Below are 23045 nucleotides of genomic sequence, written 5' to 3' on the forward strand. Positions count from 1 at the left end.
TCCATAAACTTGTTGCGGAAAACAATAGGCAATCTGACGCGACGCAAACAGTGGATAAAAAGGCCATTTGCTGGACTTTTGTAATATCAGTACAAAAATGCGATCCGCCTCATAACTTGCAGTTTCTCGGAATTTATAGTGGATACGCTGACTTGTGAGGGATGTCTCACTTTGATAGTTACATTACATTTATCCAGTTTTTGGCAGATTTGTCACATGGCAGGCTCAGGCGTTGCCCTTTTATCCTGTAGCGAGAAATCGTTATGGGAGATGAGGCTATGGCCCTGATTGTGGAATTTACCTGTGAGCTACCCAATGGCGTACATGCACGCCCGGCAAGCCACATAGAAACGCAGTGCAACACCTTTACCTCACACATTGAGTGGCACAACCTGCGTACCGAACGTAAGGGCAACGCTAAGAGCGCACTATCGTTGATTGGCACCGATACTCTGGCGGGTGATAGCTGCCAGTTGCTGATTTCCGGTACAGATGAACAGGCAGCCCACCAGCATCTGAGCCAATGGTTACGAAATGAATTTCCGCACTGCGATGCACCGCTAGCGGAAGCCAAAAACAACGAGCTGGAGCCACTTCCGGCATCGCTCACCCATTTAAATCCACAGCTTTTCCGCGCTCGCACCGTCTGCAGCGGCAGCGCAGGGGGCGTTCTGAGTCTGCTTTCTTCGCTGGATCTTAACGCGCTCAGTAACCTTCCATCCGCTCAAGATATTGAAACCGAGCAAGCGGCACTGGATAACGGTTTAACGCTGTTGATGAAAAATATTGAGTTTCGATTACTCGACAGCGACGGCGCTACCAGTGCGATTCTGGAAGCACACCGCTCGCTGGCAAGCGACCTCTCACTGCGCCAGCACCTGCTCGCTGGCGTATCACGCGGGTTAAGCTGCGCCCAGGCGGTTGTCGAAAGTGCCGGACATTTTTGTGATGAATTCGCCCGTTCAAGCAGCAGTTATTTACAGGAGCGTACACTGGATGTACGCGATGTTTGCTTCCAGCTTCTGCAGCAAATTTATGGGGAACAGCGCTTCCCTGCACCGGGAAAACTGACCCAGCCTACGGTTTGCATGGCGGATGAGCTAACACCGAGCCAGTTCCTCGAACTGGACAAAACATTGCTGAAAGGCTTGCTGTTAAAAAGCGGTGGTACTACGTCACACACGGTGATTCTCGCCCGGTCATTCAACATCCCTACGCTGGTTGGCGTAGATATTGAATCTTTGATGCCATGGCTACAGCAAACGGTTTATATCGATGGTAACGCAGGAGCAGTCGTCGTTGCCCCTGATGAATCCATCGTACGTTATTATCAGCAAGAAGCCCGTATCCAGGATGCCATTCGGGAACAGCAACGTATCTGGCTGACCCAGGAGGCACGCACGGCTGATGGCATCCGTATGGAAGTCGCCGCCAACATCGCCCACTCCGTGGAAGCACAAGCAGCCTTTAGTAACGGTGCGGAAGCGGTTGGCCTGTTCCGTACAGAAATGCTGTATATGGACCGTACCTGCGCCCCGGATGAGAACGAACTATACAACATTTTCTGCCAGGCGCTGGAACCCGCAAAGGGACGCAGCATTATTGTACGCACCATGGATATCGGCGGTGATAAACCCGTTGATTATCTGAATATTCCTGCTGAGACCAACCCATTTCTCGGTTATCGCGCGGTGCGTATTTATGAAGAATATGCCACGTTGTTTACTACGCAACTGCGATCGATCCTGCGCGCCTCAGCGCACGGTAGCCTGAAAATCATGATCCCAATGATCTCCTCGATGGAAGAGATCCTGTGGGTCAAAGAGAAACTGGCAGAAGCCAAGCAGCAACTGCGAAGTGAACACATTCCGTTTGATGAGAAGATCCAGCTCGGTATTATGCTGGAGGTTCCGTCTGTGATGTTCATCATTGACCAATGCTGTGAAGAGATTGATTTCTTTAGTATTGGTAGCAATGACCTGACGCAATACCTGCTGGCGGTCGACCGCGACAACGCCAAAGTTACCCGCCACTACAACAGCCTGAATCCGGCTTTCCTGCGCGCGCTGGATTACGCCGTGCAGGCAGTACATCGGCAGGGGAAATGGATTGGCCTGTGCGGCGAACTGGGTGCCAAAGGTTCGGTGCTGCCATTGCTGGTGGGACTGGGTCTGGACGAGATCAGTATGAGCGCTCCCTCCATTCCCGCCGCCAAAGCGCGGATGGCGCAACTCGACAGCCGTGCCTGCCGTCAATTGCTGAATCAAGCGATGGCTTGTCGAACCTCGCTGGAGGTCGAACATCTGCTGGCCCAGTTCCGCATGACCCAACAGGATACGCCTCTGGTTACCGCCGAATGCATCACACTGGACAGCGACTGGCGCAGTAAAGAAGAGGTCATCAAAGGGATGACCGACAACCTCCTGCTGGCAGGCCGTTGTCGCTATCCACGTAAACTGGAAGCAGACCTGTGGGCACGCGAAGCCGTCTTCTCTACCGGATTAGGTTTTAGCTTCGCCATTCCACACAGCAAATCCGAACATATTGAGCAGTCCACCATCAGCGTAGCGCGCCTGCAAGCGCCGGTACGTTGGGGTGATGATGATGCACAGTTCATTATTATGCTGACGCTCAACAAACATGCCGCAGGCGATCAGCATATGCGTATTTTCTCGCGTCTGGCGCGCCGCATTATGCATGAAGAATTCCGTAACGCGCTGGTTAGTGCCGCCTCAGCCGACGCTATCGCCAGCCTGTTGCAACATGAACTTGAACTTTAAAGAGGATGTTTTTGTATGGAACTTTACCTTGATACCGCCAACGTCGCGGAAGTTGAACGTCTGGCACGCATCTTCCCTATCGCGGGTGTTACCACCAACCCAAGCATTGTGGCGGCAAGCAAAGAATCTATCTGGGATGTACTGCCACGCCTGCAAAACGCCATCGGCGAAGAGGGTATTTTGTTTGCCCAAACCATGAGCCGAGACGCACAGGGCATGGTGGAAGAAGCCAAACGCCTGAGCAACGCGGTGCCTGGTCTGGTAGTGAAAATCCCGGTGACATCCGAAGGTCTGGCCGCGATTAAGATGCTGAAAAAAGAGGGTATCACCACGCTGGGAACCGCCGTATACAGTGCATCTCAGGGGCTACTGGCAGCGCTGGCAGGAGCTAAATATATCGCGCCTTACGTTAACCGTATCGACGCACAGGGCGGCGACGGGATTCGCACAGTACAGGAACTGCAAACGTTACTGGAGCTGCATGCGCCAAACAGCATGGTACTGGCAGCCAGCTTTAAAACCCCGCGTCAGGCGCTGGATTGCTTACTGGCAGGATGTGAAGCTATCACCCTGCCATTAGACGTAGCGCAACAAATGCTCAATACCCCTGCGGTAGAGTCAGCAATAGAGAAGTTTGAGCAGGACTGGAACAACGCATTTGGTCACATCAACCTGTGAGGGAAATAAAGTATGGATCGCATTATTCAATCACCTGGTAAGTACATCCAGGGTGCCGATGTTATTACCCGTCTTGGCAGCTACCTCAAACCACTGGCAGAACGCTGGCTGGTCGTTGGGGACAAGTTTGTCTTAGGCTTTGCCCAGGACGCACTGGAAAAAAGCTTTCAGGATGCCGGACTGGCGCTGGAAATTGCACCGTTTGGCGGCGAATGTTCACAAAACGAAATCGACCGTCTGCGCGGCGTAGCGGAAAAAGCGCAGTGTGGCGCAGTACTTGGTATTGGCGGCGGTAAAACGCTGGATACCGCCAAAGCGCTGGCGCACTTTATGGGCGTGCCTGTCGCCATTGCCCCAACCATCGCCTCTACCGATGCGCCGTGCAGCGCGCTGTCCGTCATTTACACCGATGCCGGTGAATTCGATCGCTATCTGCTGCTGCCCAACAATCCGGACAGGGTCATTGTGGATACCAAAATTGTAGCGGGTGCACCGGCGCGTCTGTTAGCTGCGGGTATTGGCGATGCGCTGGCAACCTGGTTCGAAGCACGTGCTTGTTCACGCAGCGGCGCAACCACCATGGCGGGCGGTCAGTGTACTCAGGCGGCGCTGGCGCTGGCAGAGCTGTGCTTTAATACGCTAATCGAAGAAGGTGAAAAAGCGATGCTGGCAGCCGAGCAGCACGTGGTTACACCAGCACTGGAGCGCGTTATTGAAGCCAACACCTATCTGAGTGGCGTCGGTTTTGAAAGCGGTGGCCTGGCAGCGGCTCACGCCATTCATAACGGTCTGACCGCAATCCCGGATGCGCATCACTACTACCACGGCGAGAAAGTGGCTTTCGGTACGCTGACGCAGTTGGTGCTGGAAAACGCGCCAGTTGATGAAATTGAAACCGTTGCCGCGCTGTGTCATTCCGTTGGCCTGCCGATTACCCTGGCGCAACTGGACATCAAACAGGATATCCCGGCGAAAATGCGCATTGTGGCTGAGGCAGCCTGTGCAGAAGGCGAAACCATCCACAACATGCCTGGCGGCGCAACTCCGGACCAGGTGTATGCCGCCCTGCTGGTGGCTGACCAGTACGGTCAACGTTACCTGCAAGAGTGGGAATAACCTGCCAATAAAAAATCCCCGCAATCGCGGGGATTTTTTTATTCATACTATGCCGGATACGCACAAGCGACATCCGGCATTATCTGTTACAGCAGATCGAAACGATCCAGGTTCATCACTTTCACCCATGCGGCAACGAAATCTCTCACGAACTTCTCGTGAGCATCGCTGCAGGCATAAACTTCAGCCACTGCGCGCAGTACGGAGTTAGAACCGAACACCAGATCGGCGCGGGTTGCCGTGTATTTCACTTCACCGCTCAGACGGTCACGACCTTCGAACAGCTCTTTTGACTCATCAACCGCCTTCCACTCATGGCGCATATCCAGCAGATTGACGAAGAAGTCAGTGCTGAGCACGCCAGGACGATCGGTAAAGACGCCATGCTGGCTGCCGTCGAAGTTGGTGCCCAGTACGCGCATACCGCCCACCAGCACGGTCATTTCCGGTGCGGTCAGCGTCAGCTGCTGCGCTTTATCAATCAGCAACGACTCGGTGGTCGATACGTCAGGACGGGAGCGGTAGTTACGGAAGCCATCGGCGATCGGCTCAAGCAGTTCAAACATCTCAATATCCGTTTGGTCCTGACGCGCATCCACGCGGCCCGGCGCAAAAGGTACTTTAATGCTGACACCCGCAGCGCTAGCCGCCTGCTCTATACCGACAACACCGGCCAGCACGATAATATCGGCTAACGAAGCGGTATGGGCTGACTTATAAATGCCTTCCAGCACAGGCAGTACGCGTGCCGCGGTAGCATTCACATCCCAGCCACGCTGTGGGTCCAGCGCCAGACGCGCACCGTTAGCGCCGCCACGTTTATCCCCACCGCGGAACGTTGATGCAGAAGCCCACGCCACTGACACCAGCTCGCCCACGGACAACCCGGAAGCAGCAATGGTCGCCTTCAGTTTCAGGATATCTTCTTCGCTTGGGTTAAAGAACGCATGCGGCAGCGGGTCTTGCCAAATCAGATCTTCTTTTGGCACTTCCGGTCCGATGTAACGCGCTTTTGGCCCCATATCACGGTGCGTCAGCTTAAACCATGCGCGGGCAAATGCTTCGTTGAAGGCCTGCGGATCGTTCAGGAAACGGCGGGAGATCTTCTCGAATTCAGGATCGAAACGCAGCGTCAGGTCGGTAACCAACATTGTTGGCTTACGTTTTTTCGACGGATCGAACGGATCGGGGATAATTTCCGGTGCGTCAACCGCTTCAAATTGAATCGCACCTGCCGGACTACGGGTTTGTACCCATTCATATTTGAACAGGTTCTCGAAGAAATAGTTGCTCCATTGGGTCGGCGTCTGCGTCCAGACCACTTCCAGACCGGAAGTAATTGCGTCTGCACCCGCGCCGCTGCCGTAGCTGCTGGCCCAGCCCAGGCCCTGCGCTTCAATTGGTGCGGATTCTGGATCGGCGCCTACGTGCGAAGCCGGTGCTGCACCATGGGTTTTACCCAACGTATGACCGCCGCCAATCAGCGCTACGGTTTCTTCGTCGTTCATACCCATGTTACCGAAGGTCGCGCGAATAGCCGCGGCCGCAGAGAGCGGTTCGCCGCTATGGTCCGGCCCTTCCGGGTTCACATAGATAAGGCCCATTTCGGTTGCGCCCAGCGGCGCTTTTGCCAGTTCTTCCGGATGACGGTGGGTCAGCCAGGCTTTTTCATCACCCCAGTTTACGTCGAGATCCGGTTCCCAGACGTCTTCACGACCGGCACCAAAGCCGAAGGTACGGAAGCCTGAGTTTTCCAGCGCCACGTTACCCGCAAGGATAAACAGGTCGGCCCAGGAAATTTTCTGGCCATATTTCTGCTTGATTGGCCACAGCAGACGACGCGCTTTATCCAGGCTGACGTTGTCCGGCCAGGAGTTCAGTGGTGCAAAACGCTGCTGTCCGCGACCCGCGCCACCGCGTCCATCGATGGAGCGATAGGTCCCTGCACCGTGCCATGCCATGCGGATAAATAATCCGGCATAGGTTCCCCAGTCAGCGGGCCACCACGGTTGAGATTCGGACAGAAGGGCTCTGAGATCCCCTTTCAGGGCAGAGTAGTCAAGTTTGCTAAATTCTTTGCGGTAGTCGAAGTCCTCACCCAGCGGGTTAGAACGGTTGGAATGTTGGTTTAAAAGATCTACACGGAGTTGATTGGGCCACCAGTCGCGGTTGTTCGTTCCTGCTCCCGCGCTGTGATCCGGCCCGCCCTGATGAAAAGGACACTTACCGGCAGTTGATGCGTTCTGGCTATCGTCGGACATGCTCATCTATATGCTCCCTTTACAGTGTTCTGACTACGATATACACCACCAGAGATAAGATATAGTCGAAAAAACCCACAGATTCGATAGCTCATTCCTTTTATATTTAAAGTTACAGAGATGTAGATCAAAATGATCAATAAAAAACCCTCCGAAGAGGGCTGAGGCACTAATTATGCTGGTCTAACTCCCAGCGTGTGACAAATTGCGTAGCTCATCTCGGCACGGTTAAGGGTATAGAAGTGAAAATCTTTCACCCCTTCGCGACTGAGGATTTTCACCATGTCCATAGCGATGTTTGCACCTACCAGCTTGCGGGTTTCCGCATCATCATCCAGACCATCAAACATGGTCGACATCCAGGAAGGGATACGAACATTGGTCATATCGGCAAATTTTTTCGCCTGCTTAAAGTTAGAGACTGGCAGGATACCCGGAATAATTTCCACATCGATTCCCGCAGACACACAGCGATCGCGAAAGCGCAGATAGCTTTCTACATCGAAGAAGAACTGAGTAATGGCGCGGTTTGCACCGGCATCAACCTTACGCTTCAGGTTCAGCAAATCGGCCTGAGCGCTCTTCGCTTCTGGGTGTACTTCCGGGTAAGCCGCAACGGAGATATCAAAGTCCGCAACGTCTTTCAGCAGAGTCACCAGGTCAGAGGCATACATATCCGGTTTACCGCTTCCCGGCGGCAAGTCACCGCGCAGAGCAACAATATGACGAATACCGTTATTCCAGTAGTCCTGAGCAATGGTGCGCAGCTCATCGCGGGTTGCATCAATACAGGTCAGGTGCGGAGCCGCTTCAAGGCCAGTGCGATCCTTAATGCCTTTAATAATGCTGTGCGTACGGTCGCGCTCACCAGAGTTTGCACCGTAGGTGACTGAAACAAACTTCGGCTTCAGGCTGCTCAGGCGATCGATGGAGTTCCACAGGGTTTGCTCCATTTCACTGGTGCGCGGCGGGAAAAACTCAAACGAAACGTTAATCTGACCCTGTACTTCCGCCAGGCTCTGATTCAGGGCTTCCCGCTGGTTGGCGTGAAAAAAGCTCATACCTTACCTCATCAATCTTTTGTCGTTATATGTTGTGTTGTGAACTGCTATACGTTTAGACGTCTAGATGTAAAAATGACGGAAAAGCATGCTGGCGTCAACACAAAAATCATCGTTAAAGGTGAGGAATACTCAGCCAACGTGAAAAAAATTCACATCAGCCTGAAATGATGAGGGATTGCGTCACGACCGTCTGCAGCCACGCTAATTTTGTTACGTTCTCAGGCAGCATCAGCAACCCCATGCTAATACGCAATTCGGTATCGGTAAGAGGAAGGAATATCACGCCCTGACGTTGGATCGCGGAAAAGGAGGCCGGAATCAGGCTCAGGCCGTCACCCTGCGCGATCCGCGCCAGCAGCACGTCATGTTCCAGCGGCTCTTCAATACAGGCAGGCGAGTAACCCGCACGACGAAAAATGTGTCGGGTGTAATCAAAGAAGGCAGGGTTACGTTCGCGTTTAAACCAGAACAGTGGCCGGTGGTTCAGCGTCGTTAATGAGAGTGACGGCAGGCTCGCCTCTGGCCAGATCGCGGGTAAGGCGGCAATCATCGGCTCTTGCCAGCCAAGCGGCGTGACGCTAAGCCCCGAAGTTTCAAGCGGTAGTGCCACCAGAGCGGCATCCAGTTTTCCCCGACGCACCTGGCGCGCCAGTTCAGGCGAACCATGCCGGACAATATGTAGCTTCTGTACGCGCATATTAAGCCGGGACTCAAGCGCCGTAAAGACACCCTGCTCAAACGCCGTACTTAGCCCTAAGCGCAGAGATTGCTCCCCCGTTTTCGCTAACTGACCCAGCGCCGCCCAGGTTTTATCCTGTAGCGCCAATAGCGGGCGTACGATTTCAAGTACGCGCAGACCATCTTCCGTCAGCGTCAAACCACGGGTATGGCGGACAAAAAGCGTCACTCCCAGGCGTTCTTCAAGCTGGCGAATGTGGCGACTCAGCGGCGGCTGCGACATAAACAAGCGCTGCGCCGCCCGGCTCATATTGTTCTCTTCCGCTACTACGGAAAAGTAACGCAGCAGGCGAATGTCCAGAGAGTGCAAAGACGATGTTGTCATACCGAAAAGGTATCACGGAAACGGTATTATCCCAATCATTCCGCACGCCCTATCCTCACACTACAAACCACACGAAAGAGGAAGGAATGATGCCTTCAGAACGCTTTATTACCGGTCAGGAGATGTTGCAAAAAGTGGATGGTAAAGGGGGCGATGCGGTCGTCGAAAGTCTGCAGGATATTGCGCCAGACTTCGCCCAATACCTGATTGAATTTCCTTTTGGCGACATCTATTCAAGGCCGGGGCTGGATTTACGCAGTAGAGAAATCGCTACCGTCGCGGCATTAACTGCGCTGGGTAACGCCGCACCGCAGTTGAAAGTGCATATTGGCGCGGCATTACACGTGGGTTTAACGCAGGATGAGATCATTGAAGTGATTATGCAGATGGCCGTATATGCTGGCTTCCCCGCGGCACTCAACGGCTTGTTCGCCGCAAAAGAGGTGTTTGCCTCCCACAAAGGCTAAAAAAACAGGCCAGCGGAATATCTGCTGGCCTGACCTCACTACGGTTTCACATCTTCCACACGCATGCCTTTGAGTTGCTCATCCGTCAGCGTATTTCCCGCTTTGAAATAATCAACGACAGCATTAGAGACATAGTAACCGCCGGATGTGTTACGCGCTTTACCTTCGGTGAATGCCGTAAAACCATCACCGCCGTCTGCCAGGAAGCTATTGGTGGCAATGTGATAAACCACAGCGTCCTCAATTGGCTTACCGTTAAGCGTCAATACGGTGACCCGCTGGCCAACCGGTTTGCTGCTGTCATACTTCATCTCCAGTCCTTTGGACACCTGCAATACGCCGTTGCTTAAACCCGCGCCGTGCTCCATCAGGCTACGTAACTGCTTCCCGGTGAGATCCATGGTTGCCAGCTCGTTCGGGAACGGGAAGGTGCTAATGACGGCACCCATCGTGATAGCACCCGCCGGGATTTCATTCCGGATGCCGCCCGAGTTAGTGAGTGCTAACTGGGTATCTTTACCCGCCGCAGCCAGCAATGCATCTGCCGCCAGATTTCCCAGGGAAGAAGATTCACCGTAAGCACGCGTCAGCTCAACCGGAGAGTTGGCTACCGTTTGTTGTACCACTTTATCGAGCTTTTTATTCCAGCCATCAATGACCTGTTTCGTTTGCGGGTCTGGCTGCCACTCATCAGCAAAAATGGTCTTCAGTTCGAAGTTCTTAACGGTAAATTGATGCGGTTTTTGCTGGTAATCCAACACCAGTTTACCCACATCAATACCGCCGCTGTCGGTGGAGAGAATTAAGGTATTACCGACTTTAATCGGCTCCGGCGTGCCCACATGCGCATGACCGGTGATCAGGATATCCAGGCCATGCACCTGACCTGCAGTCTGGATATCTTTATCCAGCGCACGGCGCACATCGGTGCCCCCCAGACTGGACTGACGTGCTGGCGTGCCTTCGTGGATGAGTGCCACGGTGAGATCAACTTTGCCTTTAAGCTCATCGATATAGCGTTGCAACCACTTCACTTCATCCCGCGCCTCAATGCCAATGCGCGTCGCAGCGGAAACCGTATCATCAAAAGCAAACACACCGTGCAGACCAATCACGCCAATCTTCACACCGTCTTTTTCAATAATGGTGTAAGGCTTATCCCAGAACATTTTGCTGCTGTTCTGATAAAAGATGTTGCCCTGCACAATGGGGAAATTCGCCTGGCTTAACTGGAGCAGCGTGTTATCCCAGCCGTGGTCGAACTCATGATTACCCATGGTGACAGCATCAAAATTCATGGTGTTCATGATATCGATAATCGCCTTACCCTTGGTCAGGCTGCTGATATACGGCCCGGTAAAATAATCACCGGCATCAAAAAACCAGGTGGCGCTATTTTTCGCTTTCTCCTGCTTCACCATCGTCGTGATATTAGCCCAACCGCCAATGTCACGTGAGCCATTAGCAATCCATGGGACTTTATAAGGTTCGACATGGGCATGGAGATCGTTGGTATAAATAATCGTAACGTCTTTGGCACTCGCCCAGAGCGGCAAAGATACCAGAACACCGACAGCAAGCATTTTTAACTTCATAATCAATCCCTTTCAGTTATATAAAGAATCGCTACGTTACGTTCTGAAAGGTTTTTTTATGTGAGAAGACTCACATCCATCGGTGATAGTTGCGGGCCAAAATCAACGACTATTAAAAATCGTTGGTAATACGATGACCTCACTGTTCACCATCAATTGCTGCAAGTCCTATGGCTGCCAAAATCTGGGGCTGGCGAGCTCAGCAGATTACAGCTGGCCAGAATATCGGCTGGGTTATGCCGCACTGCATTGTCGGGCATGCGGCAGCTATCCCCCACTGTTTAATGAGGAACAGTTCCGTAGCTGGTTGTCGGCATATTTAACGGATTTTGCAGCCCAAAGCGGTCATTTTTGCCCACGTTGTTATCAGCAGGAAACCATCCGCTATGGACATAATCCCCAGGGCAGCCAACGCGTTCAGTGCCGGAGCTGCAAAAAGGTCTGGACACCAAAGCACCCGCAGCCCACTTCCCCCCTTCCGCCAGAACAAATAGCGACAGTCCCCCTGACCGTCCCTTTTCAGGGCGTGAGTGCAGGCCAGCAACTCTATGTATTACTCTCTTTTGACGCTATTCGCGGCAATGTCCTGCATATTTCCAGCAACTACACGCCGCACACTGCCGGCGCATCATTGCTTTACCGCTGGCGCAGCAGCGCTGAGCCAACAGTCATTCATGACGATATCGTTGAGCGAGTCAGTCAGCGGGAAACACAGTTTTTACGCCGCAGCCAGTTTGACGAAATTCAGTACGGCAGCGCCATACTCAAACGGAACGCCAGCGGCGCGATTTTACGCCCGGTCATTACTGCCCATGGGCATTTCCGCCTGCTGAGCCATCTGTGGCCAGAGGTAAAAAACCATATTATTGCTCACGAATGCTTCCTGCGCGGCGCAGCGATTACCGCATGGTCGGAACAGTTTCGCCATCATCGCGCCTCGCTGTGGTTTATTGATGAAGAAATGAATAACGATAAGCGCACGCTGCCCTGGCAATTGCTGGGTAAAACCTATCAGGGATGGTGGCAAAATGAGTGGCAAATCTGGCAACGAGGCGATACGCGTAAAATGGTGTGTTTGTTAACGCAGGGGCGTGTTGAAGAAGGCGCGTCAAAAACTCTGGCGGCAAGCCATCATTTTCTCGCCTGGTTGCGGCAACAGACGGAATTTCAGCAAAGCCCCCGCTACTCCGCCCATTCGGTATTTCAGACGATAAGGACGCTGGTAGATCAATACAACGCCCTGATCACCCACGGTGGCGCTGCCGCTTACCGGGCCTACGATTCATGAAATATGTAGGCCGGATAAGCGTAAGCGTCATCAGGCAACGCAAACTACAGCAGCTGCGCCAAACGGTTGATGTCTGACTGAATAGCGCCGGCGGTAACGTCACGACCTGCGCCCGGTCCACGGATTACCAGCGGGTTATCGCGATACCAGCGGCTTTCAATGGCGAATACGTTATCGCACGGCAACAGCGCCGCCAGCGGGTGTTCAGGACGAACCGCTTCAACACCAACGCGCGCTTTACCGTTAGCATCAAAACGCGCCACATAGCGTAGCACCAGCCCCATTTCACGCGCCGCTTCCAGACGCTGCACCATCTGCTCGTTAAGCTCATCACCATTCTCAAAGAAATGGTCAATAGAGCCTTCTTCACAGTGCGCAGGCACCAGCGATTCCACGCGAACCTGGTCCGGTTCGATGTCGTAACCTGCTTCACGCGCCAGAATCACCAGCTTACGCATCACATCTTTGCCGGAAAGATCTACGCGCGGATCGGGTTCAGTCAGCCCCTGTTGCCACGCCTGATCCACCAGATCGGTGAACGGGACCGTGCCATCAAATTGCAGGAACAACCACGACAACGTACCGGAGAAGATCCCGCTGATCGACAGAATGGTATCTCCGCTATCAATCAGATCGCGCACGGTATGATTGATCGGCAAGCCTGCGCCTACGGTAGCGTTATACAGCCAGTGGCGACCGGTTTTTTCAAAAGCATCATGAATTTGGCGATAATTATGACTGCTGCTTGCCCCCGCCAGTTTGTTGGCGCTGATAACGTGGAAACCATGGCTGGCAAAATCCAGATACTGATCCGCAAGTTGCTCGCTGGCAGTAACGTCCAGCACCACTAAATCATCATACGGGTGAGCACGCATCCACAGGAATAGAGACTCTTCATCCTGCTCTACTGCCTCGTCATCAAAGAAAGCTAACGCGCGGCTGGCATCCAGCCCTTCGTAATTCAGCAGGCTACGACGGCTATCAACCACACCCGCCAGCACAAACTCTAATCCGGTGCGCGCCGAGAGTGTGCTCTGCTCGCGAGCGAACAGCTCCAGCCAGCGCGAGCCAATGTTGCCTTTGCCGAAAAGCACCAGACCAATGCGTTTTTCCGCGCGGAAAATAGACTGATGCAGACCCTGAATCAGGCTCTCTGTTGGCCCAGTACGCAGTACCGCGACCAGGCTGATACCCTCTTCCGATTGCCAGGTGAATTCAACCGGCTGACCTTTCAACTGTTGCCAAAAACGGTGGCAATGCAGCGGATTACGGGTGACGCCCGCCCCGACCATCGCCACCAGCGCCAGCCCCTGGCGCAGACGCAGCTCGCCTGGCAGACCAGCTTCATCAAGAATTTTCAGTGCGCCGTCAGCAACTTCGGAGGTATAGCAAAATTGCAGCAGTTGGCGGTCAGGATGCACACCCACTGCCAGCGGACGCACCTGGGTACGTTTTAAAACCTGATCAATCTCTTTATAAGCCAGCTTAAAGTCCTGACCAGTCGGAACCAAAAACTCAATCAGGCAGACGTCATCATGACTGGTCACAATACGCGCCCCGGTACCGGAGGCCAGTACGCGTTCAATGCGCGTTGAACCCTGCTCCGGCGTATAGCTACAACGCAGTTGGAGATCGATATCGCTACCGGAAACCGGCTGTAAGGTACGGGCATGGAGAACCGGTGCCGCCAGACGCGCCAGCTCGCTGGCTTCATCCAGACGCAGCAGCGGCAGCAAACAGGCGTCTTTTACTTTACGCGGGTCCGCGCTGTAAACCCCGGCGACATCGCTCCAGATAGTTACGCGAGAAACGCCCGCCAGCGCGCCAACCTGCGTCGCCGAGTAGTCGGAACCGTTACGCCCCAGCAGGACCGTTTCACCGGCATTGCTGCGGCTAATAAAGCCGGTAACCACCAGCCGTTTACCCGGATGCTGCGCCAGCAGTTGCTGTAGCAGCGGGTAAGAAAGACCTTCATCTACCTGCGGCTGGGCACCGCGTTCAGCACGTAAAAAATCGCGCGCATCCAGCCAGGCTGACTCCAGCCCCTGTTGGTTAAGGACCGCAGACATCAAACGCGCGGACCATACCTCACCATGCCCAACAACCTCAGCATAGACGGCATCGTTCACGCCGCTGTCGAGTAATCCAGCCAGACGCTCCAGATCGTGAATAAACGCGCCAATTAGTCCATCCGCTATATCAGGCGGTAACAAACCGCTGATAAGCTCGCTCTGATAGCGACGTAACGCCTGTTGAACCTGATGCGCAGAAAGGCGATCGGTCTGGCTTAATTTCAGCCAGCTAATCAACTGGTTAGTGGTACTGCCTGCGGCTGAAACAACCATCATGTCATCAGGCTGCGAGTACTCCGCCATAATGCCTGCGACACGCAGATAACATTTCACATCAGCCAGACTACTACCACCAAATTTGTGCAGTTGACGACCCTTCGCCCCTGCCTGCGCAATCACACTCATGTTTACCCCTTGTTTGCAGCCCGGAAGCCATTTTCCAGGTCGGCAATTAAATCTTCGCCATCTTCAATACCGGTGGAGATACGCAGCAGCGTTTCGGAAATTCCGGCAGCAGCACGCGCTTCTGGCGCCATGCCCGCGTGTGTCATGGTTGCGGCGTGGGAGATCAGACTTTCAACGCCCCCTAACGATTCCGCCAGCGTAAACAATGACAACCCGCCGAGGAAGCGGCGCAGCGTTTGCTCATCACCATCCAGTTCAAAACTTAACATCGCGCCAAAGCCTTTTTGCTGACGCGCGGCAATCTCATGGCCCTGATTATCCGGCAATGACGGGTGATACAATTTTTTCACCAGCGGCTGAGTTTGCAGATAATCGACTATCGCCTGAGCATTACGTTGCGCCACCTCCATTCGAGGAGACAGAGTACGCAGGCCACGCAACAGCAGATAACTATCAAACGCGCCGCCGGTCACACCAATATTATTCGCCCACCATGCCAGTTCAGTGACCGTTTCCGGATCTTTCGCTATCACAACACCAGCCACCACATCTGAGTGACCGTTTAAATATTTCGTGCATGAATGCAACACCAGATCGGCGCCCAATGCCAGTGGATTTTGCAGTGCCGGGCTTAAAAAAGTGTTGTCGACCACGCTGACCGCGCCAGCTTCACGCGCCAGCTGGCAGATTTTCGCAATATCCACCACGCGCAGCAGCGGGTTGCTTGGGCTTTCTACCAGCACCAGCTTCGGTTTTTCCGCCAATGCGGCCTGTAATGCCTGCTCATCTCCTTGATCGACAAACAGGACCCGGTAACAGCCACGCTTTGCCAGACTGTCAAACAGTCGGTAGCTCCCGCCGTAGCAGTCATGCGGTGCGACCAGCAGATCGCCTGGCTTGAGGAAGACCGTGGTCACCAAATGAATCGCCGACATGCCAGTATTGGTCAGCACAGCACCTGCACCGCCTTCCAGTTCCGCCAGCGCACGCTGAACAACATCGCGCGTTGGGTTGCCGCGACGCGAATAGTCATGGGCGCGAGGTTCATTAAATCCGGTAAAGTTATAGGTGCTGGAGAGGTGAATCGGCGGGACAACGCAACCGTACTGTTCGTCGTCATTTAACCCGCTACGCACTGCGATGGTGGCCTGTTTACGCGTCATATTGAGGAGATCCTGGCTGAGTCGGTGAAAAGTCAGACACCAGAGTAATCATAGTTACGATAGCCGTCAATACATCTGGACATCTAAACTTCTTTGCGTATAGATTGAGCAAACTGGAAATAGCCGTTAAAATTATATGCATTAGCGTACATCTGCGTCGGCTTACTTCGTGTCAGGGCCACGCCACTACGATAAACTACGCGCAATTATGGTCCGGGCTCAGGTTCTGGCCTCAATATTAATGACGAAGAGGATTAGGTATCTCATGGCTGAATGGAGCGGCGAATATATCAGCCCATACGCTGAGCACGGTAAGAAGAGTGAGCAAGTCAAAAAAATTACGGTTTCCATTCCTCTGAAGGTGTTAAAAATCCTTACCGATGAACGCACGCGTCGTCAGGTGAACAACCTGCGCCACGCCACCAACAGCGAACTGCTGTGTGAAGCGTTTCTGCATGCTTTTACTGGGCAACCCTTACCCAACGATGACGACCTGCGTAAAGAACGCAGTGATGAAATCCCGGAAGAAGCAAAGGTAATCATGCGTGAACTGGGTATCAACCCGGAAACGTGGGAATACTGATAGTTAGAACGGCAATGGGCATGTAGAGGCGGGAATGCTCCCGCCTTTTCTCACAGTGTTACTTACTAATACCATTGAGTTTATTCAATGTTTCTTCCATTTTGAGCGTTTCCGTACGGTTCAATGGATAGAAATAAATCAGAATAACCGCCGCCAAAAACAGGCATAGCGCCGGCAAGAGATTCGCCATCGTATAAATATTTTCCTGCACAATGCTGGTTTGCACTGCACCACCTGTTGACGATGATTGATAGCCAATGATAGCCAACATAAAGCCACCAATCGCCCCTGCGCATGCCTGACCAACCTTGCGCGCAAAGAAGTTCACACCATAAACCGTGCCATCCTCGCGATCGCCAGTGACATACTGATGGTAGTCACAAACATCAGTCATAAACGCCCAAATCATCAGGTTGAATAACCCTGCACCCAGCGTCGCCAGGAACAAGAAAACCAGATAGACCTTTGCATCCGTAATGTGGACAAAGTACATAATCACATACATGACCACGGCAAAAAGCAACGCGCCTACGCTGGCTTCTTTTTTACCAAACCGCTTCGTGAGCCAGGATGCCGATGGTGCCAGCAAAACCAGGGAACCAAAGGTAAACAGCAACGCGACTGACATCGCCTCTTTATTGTGGAAATAGTCATTAAACAGGTAAGTCATGTTGGTACCGGACAACCCCTGATTAATTACAATCAGCAAATCCACAACCACTAAAACAATCAGCGCCTTATTGCGTGCCAGTCCCTTCAGCAACACCGAAACGGGCATGCTCTCTTTTCTCTCCACGCGCACGCGCTCCGTCGTTAAATGACAGGTCAAGGATAAAAAGATCAAGCCCAGCACTGCGCAACCAATGGAAATCCAGAAGAAGTGTTGCCCGGAAATCACCTGGCTTCCATCCACCAGGGTGGTGTACATCAGGATTGGAATGAAAAAGCCAGTTGCCCCACCGCCAATTGCTGACCCAACGCTACGCCAGGTTGAAAGCGATACACGATCTTCAGGATTCGAGCTAATCGCCGCAGACATAGCACCGTACGGAATACTCACGGTCGATAACAGCGAACCGTAAATGAAATAGGAACAGCAGATGTAGATGATTTTCGCCGTATAAGAAAAATCATTCACAAACGGCAGGAACAGGACAACCGCAATGATGCAAAATGGATACTTCATGCGACGCACCCACGGGTTGAAACGTCCATGTACCGTCAGTTTAGAGGTATCGCATAAGCGCCCTACACCAACATCAACGAACGCATCAAAGAGTTTGGTCACAAAATAGAGTGAGCCAACAATAACGCCGGAAATACCGAGGACGTTAGTGTAATAAATCATTAAAAAACTATTAACTAAGCCAAGAATAAAACAGGTTCCGAGGTCACCACATAAATAACCAATTTTATCTCTAATTCCGAAAGGCCTGACGGCAGTGGTTTCATTATTTCCGATAATAGTTCCATCATTAGACATGATGTCAACTCCTTAGACATATTATTCACACAAACTATGCTTATCGACGTAATCAGCCGATACGAAAACTATTACCGATTAAAAGTTATAACCAAGACCGACACGATAACGGGTCTGACGATCGTCTGTCGTTGTTGTGTTATAACCCGAGGAAACGTTGCCAACCTCAACAAATGGAACCCAGGAGCCTAATTTGTACGCCACGCGGAAGTTATATTCATAATCATCTTTCCGGTTGTTATATAAATCTTCGCTATCGGCAATTTTATAAATACCATTTAACTCAAACATCCAGTCATTGACGTTATAACCAAGCCAGGCTTCCGGACGATAGACCATGCGGTCATCTTTGCCGTCAGTGTTTCTGCGCATGTACTCTTGACGATAGCGGAACGCGGTCCACCAGTTGTCGTTGATGTTGTATTGCACGCGGATATAAGGCTTATAAATCGCGATATTATCGCCCGTTTCGATCGCAATGCCGGGCTGCCAGACAAGACCCTGCCAAGTGAACTGGTAGCTTGCGGTATACTCGTTACCATTACTTTCCATATTATTCCACGCATCATTTGACTGCGTGTTTTCGGAACGAGAAATGGCTTCTACTGCCACACCAAAACCCGTGGCAAAACGGTGAGACATATACACACGATCGTAATTACGTCCATCGTCATAATATTCATGCCGGTAATCAACATAACCCGCTTGTGCGGCCGCAGAGAATAATGGAATCAGTAATAACGCAGATTTAAATTTCATGACAATCCCTCTTCACACTCAACAACGGAAATAATCCATCTCGTTTGTCCATAAAATGGGAAAACAAAAAGGCTTTTAGATTAATTTTATATTTCCACGAAATTGTATTTTAGAAAGAAAGCAGAAACCTTTGGTATTTTGCCAGGAACTGGTAAAAGTGGCAAAAGACAGAAGATAAAAAGGATGCAGATCACCAGTTGTAATATTTTACCGAAAAAATAAAACACCGTTTTACTTATTAAATAAAATAGATTATTCAATGCATCAATATATATTTCAGTTCTGAAACGCAGAAATAAAAAAAGCGCCGTAAGGCGCTTTTTTCTGACAGCTGAAACTTACTTGCTGCCTGGGATGCTGAAACGCTTGTTGAAGCGATCAACACGGCCACCGGTAGCAACATCACGCTGCTTGCCAGTATAGAACGGGTGGCACTGACCGCACACGTCCAGGTTCAGATCGTGACCGACGGTAGAGCGGATTTTCATGACGTTACCGCAAGAGCAGTTTGCAGTAATTTCTTCGTATTTCGGGTGAATATCTTTTTTCATGGGAAAACCTCGGTTTAAGGCCGCGTCGCTCTTCCAGCCCTAACGCCAGACACCACGCGATGTTAATTATTCCCCGTCACCTTTCACGCTGCATCAACAGCCTGAAACTCTCGGGTAATGGTCATTGTTTGACGCAATCAATTTGCATCAAAGGCGGCGAATCATACAGAAATTAACCTGCTCATGCAAACTGATCCGCATTCTACCCTCCACTAATGTGTATACTAACCCGCCAGATTTCAAGTCAGGATGATTCAATGCCCGTTGCGCACGTTGCCTTACCTGTTCCGCTACCTCGCACCTTTGACTACCTCCTGCCGGAAGGCTTGAGTGCCAAAGCCGGGTGTCGTGTACGCGTGCCCTTTGGCAAGCAGCAGGAGCGCGTGGGTATTGTCCTTTCCGTCAGCGAGCACAGTGAACTGCCGCGGAGCGAATTGAAAGCCGTTCTCGAAGTGCTGGACAGCGAACCGGTCTACTCGACCTCCGTCTGGCGTCTGCTGTTGTGGGCGGCTGATTATTATCATCATCCCATCGGTGACGTACTGTTTCACGCTCTGCCAATTTTACTGCGCCAGGGACGCCCGGCGACAAACGCGCCCATGTGGTACTGGTTTGCTACTGAAGAAGGCCAGGTTATTGACCTCAACAGCCTGAAGCGTTCTCCCAAGCAGCAACAGGCGCTGGCTGCGCTACGCCAGGGGAAAATCTGGCGCGACCAGGTGGCTGAACTGGAATTTAATGATGCCGCATTACAGGCACTGCGGAAAAAAGGGCTGTGCGATCTGGCGAGCGAAACACCAGGCTTTAGCGACTGGCGTACGCACTACGCGGTTTCCGGTGAGCGTCTGCGGCTGAACACCGAGCAGGCCACCGCCGTCGGGGCGATTCACAGCGCCTCAGACAGTTTTAGCGCCTGGCTATTAGCGGGCGTAACGGGATCAGGCAAAACAGAGGTCTATCTTAGCGTTCTGGAAAACGTCCTTGCCCAGGGCAAGCAGGCTCTGGTGATGGTGCCGGAGATTGGCCTGACGCCGCAAACTATTGCCCGTTTTCGCGAACGTTTTAATGCGCCGGTCGAAGTCCTGCACTCCGGTTTAAACGACAGTGAACGTCTTTCAGCCTGGCTGAAAGCAAAAAATGGCGAGGCGGCGATTGTTATCGGCACGCGTTCTTCGCTGTTTACGCCGTTTAAAAATCTCGGCGTGATTGTCATCGACGAAGAGCACGACAGCTCTTATAAACAGCAGGAAGGCTGGCGCTATCATGCGCGTGACCTCGCGGTTTACCGCGCCCATAGCGAGCAAATCCCGATTATTCTCGGCTCAGCCACCCCGGCACTGGAAACGCTGTGTAACGTGCGGCAGAACAAATACCGCATGCTGCGCCTGACGCGCCGCGCCGGAAATGCGCGCCCAGCCACTCAGCACGTGCTGGATCTCAAAGGTCAGCAAGTGCAGGCCGGACTCGCCCCTGCGCTAATCGCCCGTATGCGTCAGCACCTGCAGGCGGATAACCAGGTGATCCTGTTTTTGAACCGTCGTGGTTTTGCGCCTGCGCTGCTGTGCCACGACTGTGGTTGGATTGCAGAATGTCCGCGTTGCGATCACTACTACACGCTACATCAGGCGCAGCACCACCTGCGTTGCCACCACTGTGACAGCCAGTGCCCAATACCGCGTCAGTGCCCCTCCTGCGGTTCGACGCATATGGTTCCAGTAGGACTCGGCACCGAACAGCTTGAGCAGGCTCTGGCACCTTTTTTCCCCGGTGTGCCAATTTCACGTATCGATCGCGACACCACCAGCCGTAAAGGATCGCTGGAGCAGCATCTGGCGGAAGTGCATCGCGGCGGCGCACGAATTCTTATAGGCACGCAAATGCTGGCCAAAGGCCACCACTTCCCGGACGTCACTCTGGTGGCGCTGCTGGACGTTGACGGCGCGCTATTCTCCGCAGATTTCCGGTCAGCAGAACGCTTCGCCCAGCTCTATACGCAGGTCTCTGGCCGTGCCGGACGCGCCGGGAAGCAAGGCGAAGTGGTGCTGCAAACGCACCATCCTGAACATCCGCTGCTGCAAACCTTGCTGTATAAAGGCTATGACGCGTTTGCCGAACAGGCGCTGGCCGAGCGACAAACGCTCCAGCTTCCACCGTGGACCAGCCATGTGATCGTGCGGGCAGAAGATCATAACAACCAGCATGCACCAATGTTCTTGCAGCAGCTACGGAATCTCATTCAAGCCAGCCCGTTGGCCGATGACAAACTCTGGGTGCTCGGCCCGGTTCCCGCACTGGCGCCCAAACGCGGTGGTCGTTATCGTTGGCAAATATTGTTGCAACATCCATCACGAATTCGTCTGCAACATATCGTCAGCGGCACGCTGGCACTGATCAATACGCTACCCGATGCACGCAAGGTTAAATGGGTGCTGGATGTCGATCCCATCGAGGGATAACCCCTCACGATGCGAGGCGGATCGTAAAATTAAAGATCCATCACACTTTTTATGAAAATTCTGTAACCGCTTCCATTCACTATCTGATAAAAATGTTTCAGATGAAGGTTATCCAGGGACGAGTCTGTGCCAGCAGCTCTCTGGCGAGGAGAAAGAGTGAAACCGAATAAGCAGGTTGCCGCCGCTACAATGAAAGATGTTGCTCTGAAGGCGAAAGTCTCAACGGCAACCGTGTCCCGCGCATTAATGAACCCGGACAAAGTCTCGCAGTCAACCCGTAACAAGGTTGAGCAGGCAGCGCTGGAAGTGGGATATCTACCCCAATCAATGGGACGTAACGTTAAGCGTAATGAGTCACGTACCATTCTGGTGATTGTGCCGGATATCTGCGATCCGTTTTTTAGCGAAGTGATTCGTGGCATCGAAGTGACTGCCGCAGAACAGGGATACCTGGTGCTTATTGGCGACTGCGCGCACCAGAACCAGCAGGAAAAGACGTTTCTTAACCTCATTATCACCAAGCAGATCGATGGCATGGTACTGCTCAGCTCGCGCCTGCCGTTTGATGCCAGCGTGGAAGAACAGCGCAATTTACCGCCGATGGTCATGTCGAACGAGTTCGCGCCAGAGCTGGAACTCCCTACCGTGCACATTGATAACCTCACCGCCGCCTTTAACGCGATGAATTATCTGCTGGAACTAGGGCATAAACGCATTGGCTGTATCGCCGGACCCGAAGATATGCCGCTGTGCCATTACCGTCTGCAAGGCTACGTTCAGGCATTACGTCGCAGCGGAATTACGGTCGATCCGCATTTCATCGCGCGCGGTGACTTTACCTATGAAGCGGGAGCCAATGCGTTGAAGCAGCTCCTTGAACTACCGCAGCCGCCGACCGCTGTCTTTTGTCACAGCGACGTCATGGCGCTGGGCGCACTCTCTTACGCCAAACGTCAGGGTCTGAAAGTCCCTGATGATTTATCCATTATTGGCTTTGATAACATTTCGCTCACGGAATTTTGTGATCCACCCCTGACAACCGTCGCACAGCCGCGTTTCGATATAGGACGTGAAGCTATGCTGTTACTGCTCGATCAATTACAAGGGCAGAGCGTCAGCAGTGGCTCACGTTTACTGGACTGCGAGCTTATTATTCGGGGTACTACCCGGGCACTGACGTAAAGTAAAGTGCTTTCGGACTCCCCTGTCTGGTCAAAGGCCCGCCGCTTAAGTAACATGGCGGGCTGACGAACGAATAAAT

General features: G+C 52.7%; 17 protein-coding genes. 8 read left to right on the forward strand and 9 right to left on the reverse strand.

Annotated features, from left to right (window positions below; translation table 11 throughout):
• The first annotated feature begins 278 nt into the window (after positions 1–278).
• From ptsP to gldA, 3 genes are read left to right on the forward strand one after another with little or no spacing between them, the layout of a single operon-like run.
• Positions 279–2780, forward strand: coding sequence for a phosphoenolpyruvate--protein phosphotransferase (ptsP, locus tag OGY33_RS00165; RefSeq protein WP_191239038.1), 2502 nt, complete (start codon positions 279–281; stop codon positions 2778–2780).
• A 15-nt stretch (positions 2781–2795) separates the two neighbouring features.
• On the forward strand, positions 2796–3458 hold the full coding sequence (gene fsa / locus OGY33_RS00170; RefSeq protein WP_003825157.1) for a fructose-6-phosphate aldolase: 663 nt from the start codon (positions 2796–2798) through the stop codon (positions 3456–3458).
• 12 nt (positions 3459–3470) lie between these two features.
• Positions 3471–4574 (forward strand): bifunctional L-1,2-propanediol dehydrogenase/glycerol dehydrogenase, encoded by a 1104-nt coding sequence (gldA, locus tag OGY33_RS00175; protein ID WP_153753916.1) that lies wholly within the window; start codon positions 3471–3473, stop codon positions 4572–4574.
• 86 nt (positions 4575–4660) lie between these two features.
• Here the strand turns inward: gldA and katG are convergent, their stop codons facing one another.
• The 3 genes from katG to OGY33_RS00190 form a co-directional block, all read right to left on the reverse strand.
• A complete protein-coding gene (gene katG, locus OGY33_RS00180; RefSeq protein WP_032945632.1) occupies positions 4661–6841 on the reverse strand; it encodes a catalase/peroxidase HPI in 2181 nt (726 codons plus the stop codon).
• Between the two features lie 167 nt (positions 6842–7008).
• Complete coding sequence (gene metF, locus OGY33_RS00185; RefSeq protein WP_008787045.1) at positions 7009–7896, reverse strand: methylenetetrahydrofolate reductase; 888 nt, start codon at positions 7894–7896, stop codon at positions 7009–7011.
• A gap of 157 nt (positions 7897–8053) precedes the next feature.
• A complete protein-coding gene (locus tag OGY33_RS00190; RefSeq protein WP_191238953.1) occupies positions 8054–8962 on the reverse strand; it encodes a LysR family transcriptional regulator in 909 nt (302 codons plus the stop codon).
• A gap of 89 nt (positions 8963–9051) precedes the next feature.
• Between OGY33_RS00190 and OGY33_RS00195 the strand changes: the two genes are divergently transcribed.
• On the forward strand, positions 9052–9429 hold the full coding sequence (locus OGY33_RS00195; protein WP_048227742.1) for a carboxymuconolactone decarboxylase family protein: 378 nt from the start codon (positions 9052–9054) through the stop codon (positions 9427–9429).
• A 38-nt stretch (positions 9430–9467) separates the two neighbouring features.
• On the opposite strand, the gene OGY33_RS00200 is transcribed toward OGY33_RS00195, so the two are convergent.
• A complete protein-coding gene (locus tag OGY33_RS00200; protein ID WP_100271673.1) occupies positions 9468–11024 on the reverse strand; it encodes a bifunctional metallophosphatase/5'-nucleotidase in 1557 nt (518 codons plus the stop codon).
• Positions 11025–11157: 133 nt separating this feature from the next.
• Here OGY33_RS00200 and OGY33_RS00205 point away from each other — a divergent pair, with 133 nt between their 5' ends.
• Positions 11158–12312, forward strand: a complete 1155-nt coding sequence (locus tag OGY33_RS00205) for a cytoplasmic protein (protein ID WP_168979000.1) — start codon at positions 11158–11160, stop codon at positions 12310–12312.
• A gap of 44 nt (positions 12313–12356) precedes the next feature.
• On the opposite strand, the gene OGY33_RS00210 is transcribed toward OGY33_RS00205, so the two are convergent.
• Both OGY33_RS00210 and metB read right to left on the reverse strand, forming a co-directional pair.
• Positions 12357–14789, reverse strand: a complete 2433-nt coding sequence (locus OGY33_RS00210; RefSeq protein WP_048215182.1) for a bifunctional aspartate kinase/homoserine dehydrogenase II — start codon at positions 14787–14789, stop codon at positions 12357–12359.
• 2 nt (positions 14790–14791) lie between these two features.
• Complete coding sequence (metB, locus tag OGY33_RS00215) at positions 14792–15952, reverse strand: cystathionine gamma-synthase (RefSeq protein WP_003028818.1); 1161 nt, start codon at positions 15950–15952, stop codon at positions 14792–14794.
• Between the two features lie 265 nt (positions 15953–16217).
• Between metB and metJ the strand changes: the two genes are divergently transcribed.
• A complete protein-coding gene (gene metJ / locus OGY33_RS00220) occupies positions 16218–16535 on the forward strand; it encodes a met regulon transcriptional regulator MetJ (protein WP_003825168.1) in 318 nt (105 codons plus the stop codon).
• Positions 16536–16593: 58 nt separating this feature from the next.
• Here metJ and OGY33_RS00225 read toward each other — a convergent pair whose 3' ends face one another.
• The 3 genes from OGY33_RS00225 to rpmE all read right to left on the reverse strand — a co-directional run bounded on the left by OGY33_RS00225 (position 16594) and on the right by rpmE (position 19328).
• Positions 16594–18018 carry an MFS transporter gene (locus OGY33_RS00225; RefSeq protein ID WP_032945626.1) on the reverse strand — a complete coding sequence of 475 codons (1425 nt, stop codon included), beginning with the start codon at positions 18016–18018 and terminating at the stop codon, positions 16594–16596.
• Positions 18019–18096: 78 nt separating this feature from the next.
• Positions 18097–18777 carry an oligogalacturonate-specific porin KdgM family protein gene (locus tag OGY33_RS00230; RefSeq protein WP_003825173.1) on the reverse strand — a complete coding sequence of 227 codons (681 nt, stop codon included), beginning with the start codon at positions 18775–18777 and terminating at the stop codon, positions 18097–18099.
• Positions 18778–19115: 338 nt separating this feature from the next.
• Positions 19116–19328, reverse strand: coding sequence for a 50S ribosomal protein L31 (gene rpmE / locus OGY33_RS00235; protein ID WP_008787040.1), 213 nt, complete (start codon positions 19326–19328; stop codon positions 19116–19118).
• Positions 19329–19585: 257 nt separating this feature from the next.
• Here rpmE and priA point away from each other — a divergent pair, with 257 nt between their 5' ends.
• Entirely contained in the window at positions 19586–21784 is a 2199-nt protein-coding gene (gene priA / locus OGY33_RS00240; protein ID WP_191238954.1) for a primosomal protein N', read from the forward strand.
• A gap of 156 nt (positions 21785–21940) precedes the next feature.
• A complete protein-coding gene (cytR, locus tag OGY33_RS00245; protein ID WP_003825179.1) occupies positions 21941–22966 on the forward strand; it encodes a DNA-binding transcriptional regulator CytR in 1026 nt (341 codons plus the stop codon).
• Positions 22967–23045: the final 79 nt, after the last annotated feature.

The sequence above is a fragment of the Citrobacter sp. Cpo032 genome, assembly GCF_030332975.1.
In the GTDB taxonomy this organism is placed as follows: domain Bacteria; phylum Pseudomonadota; class Gammaproteobacteria; order Enterobacterales; family Enterobacteriaceae; genus Citrobacter; species Citrobacter portucalensis.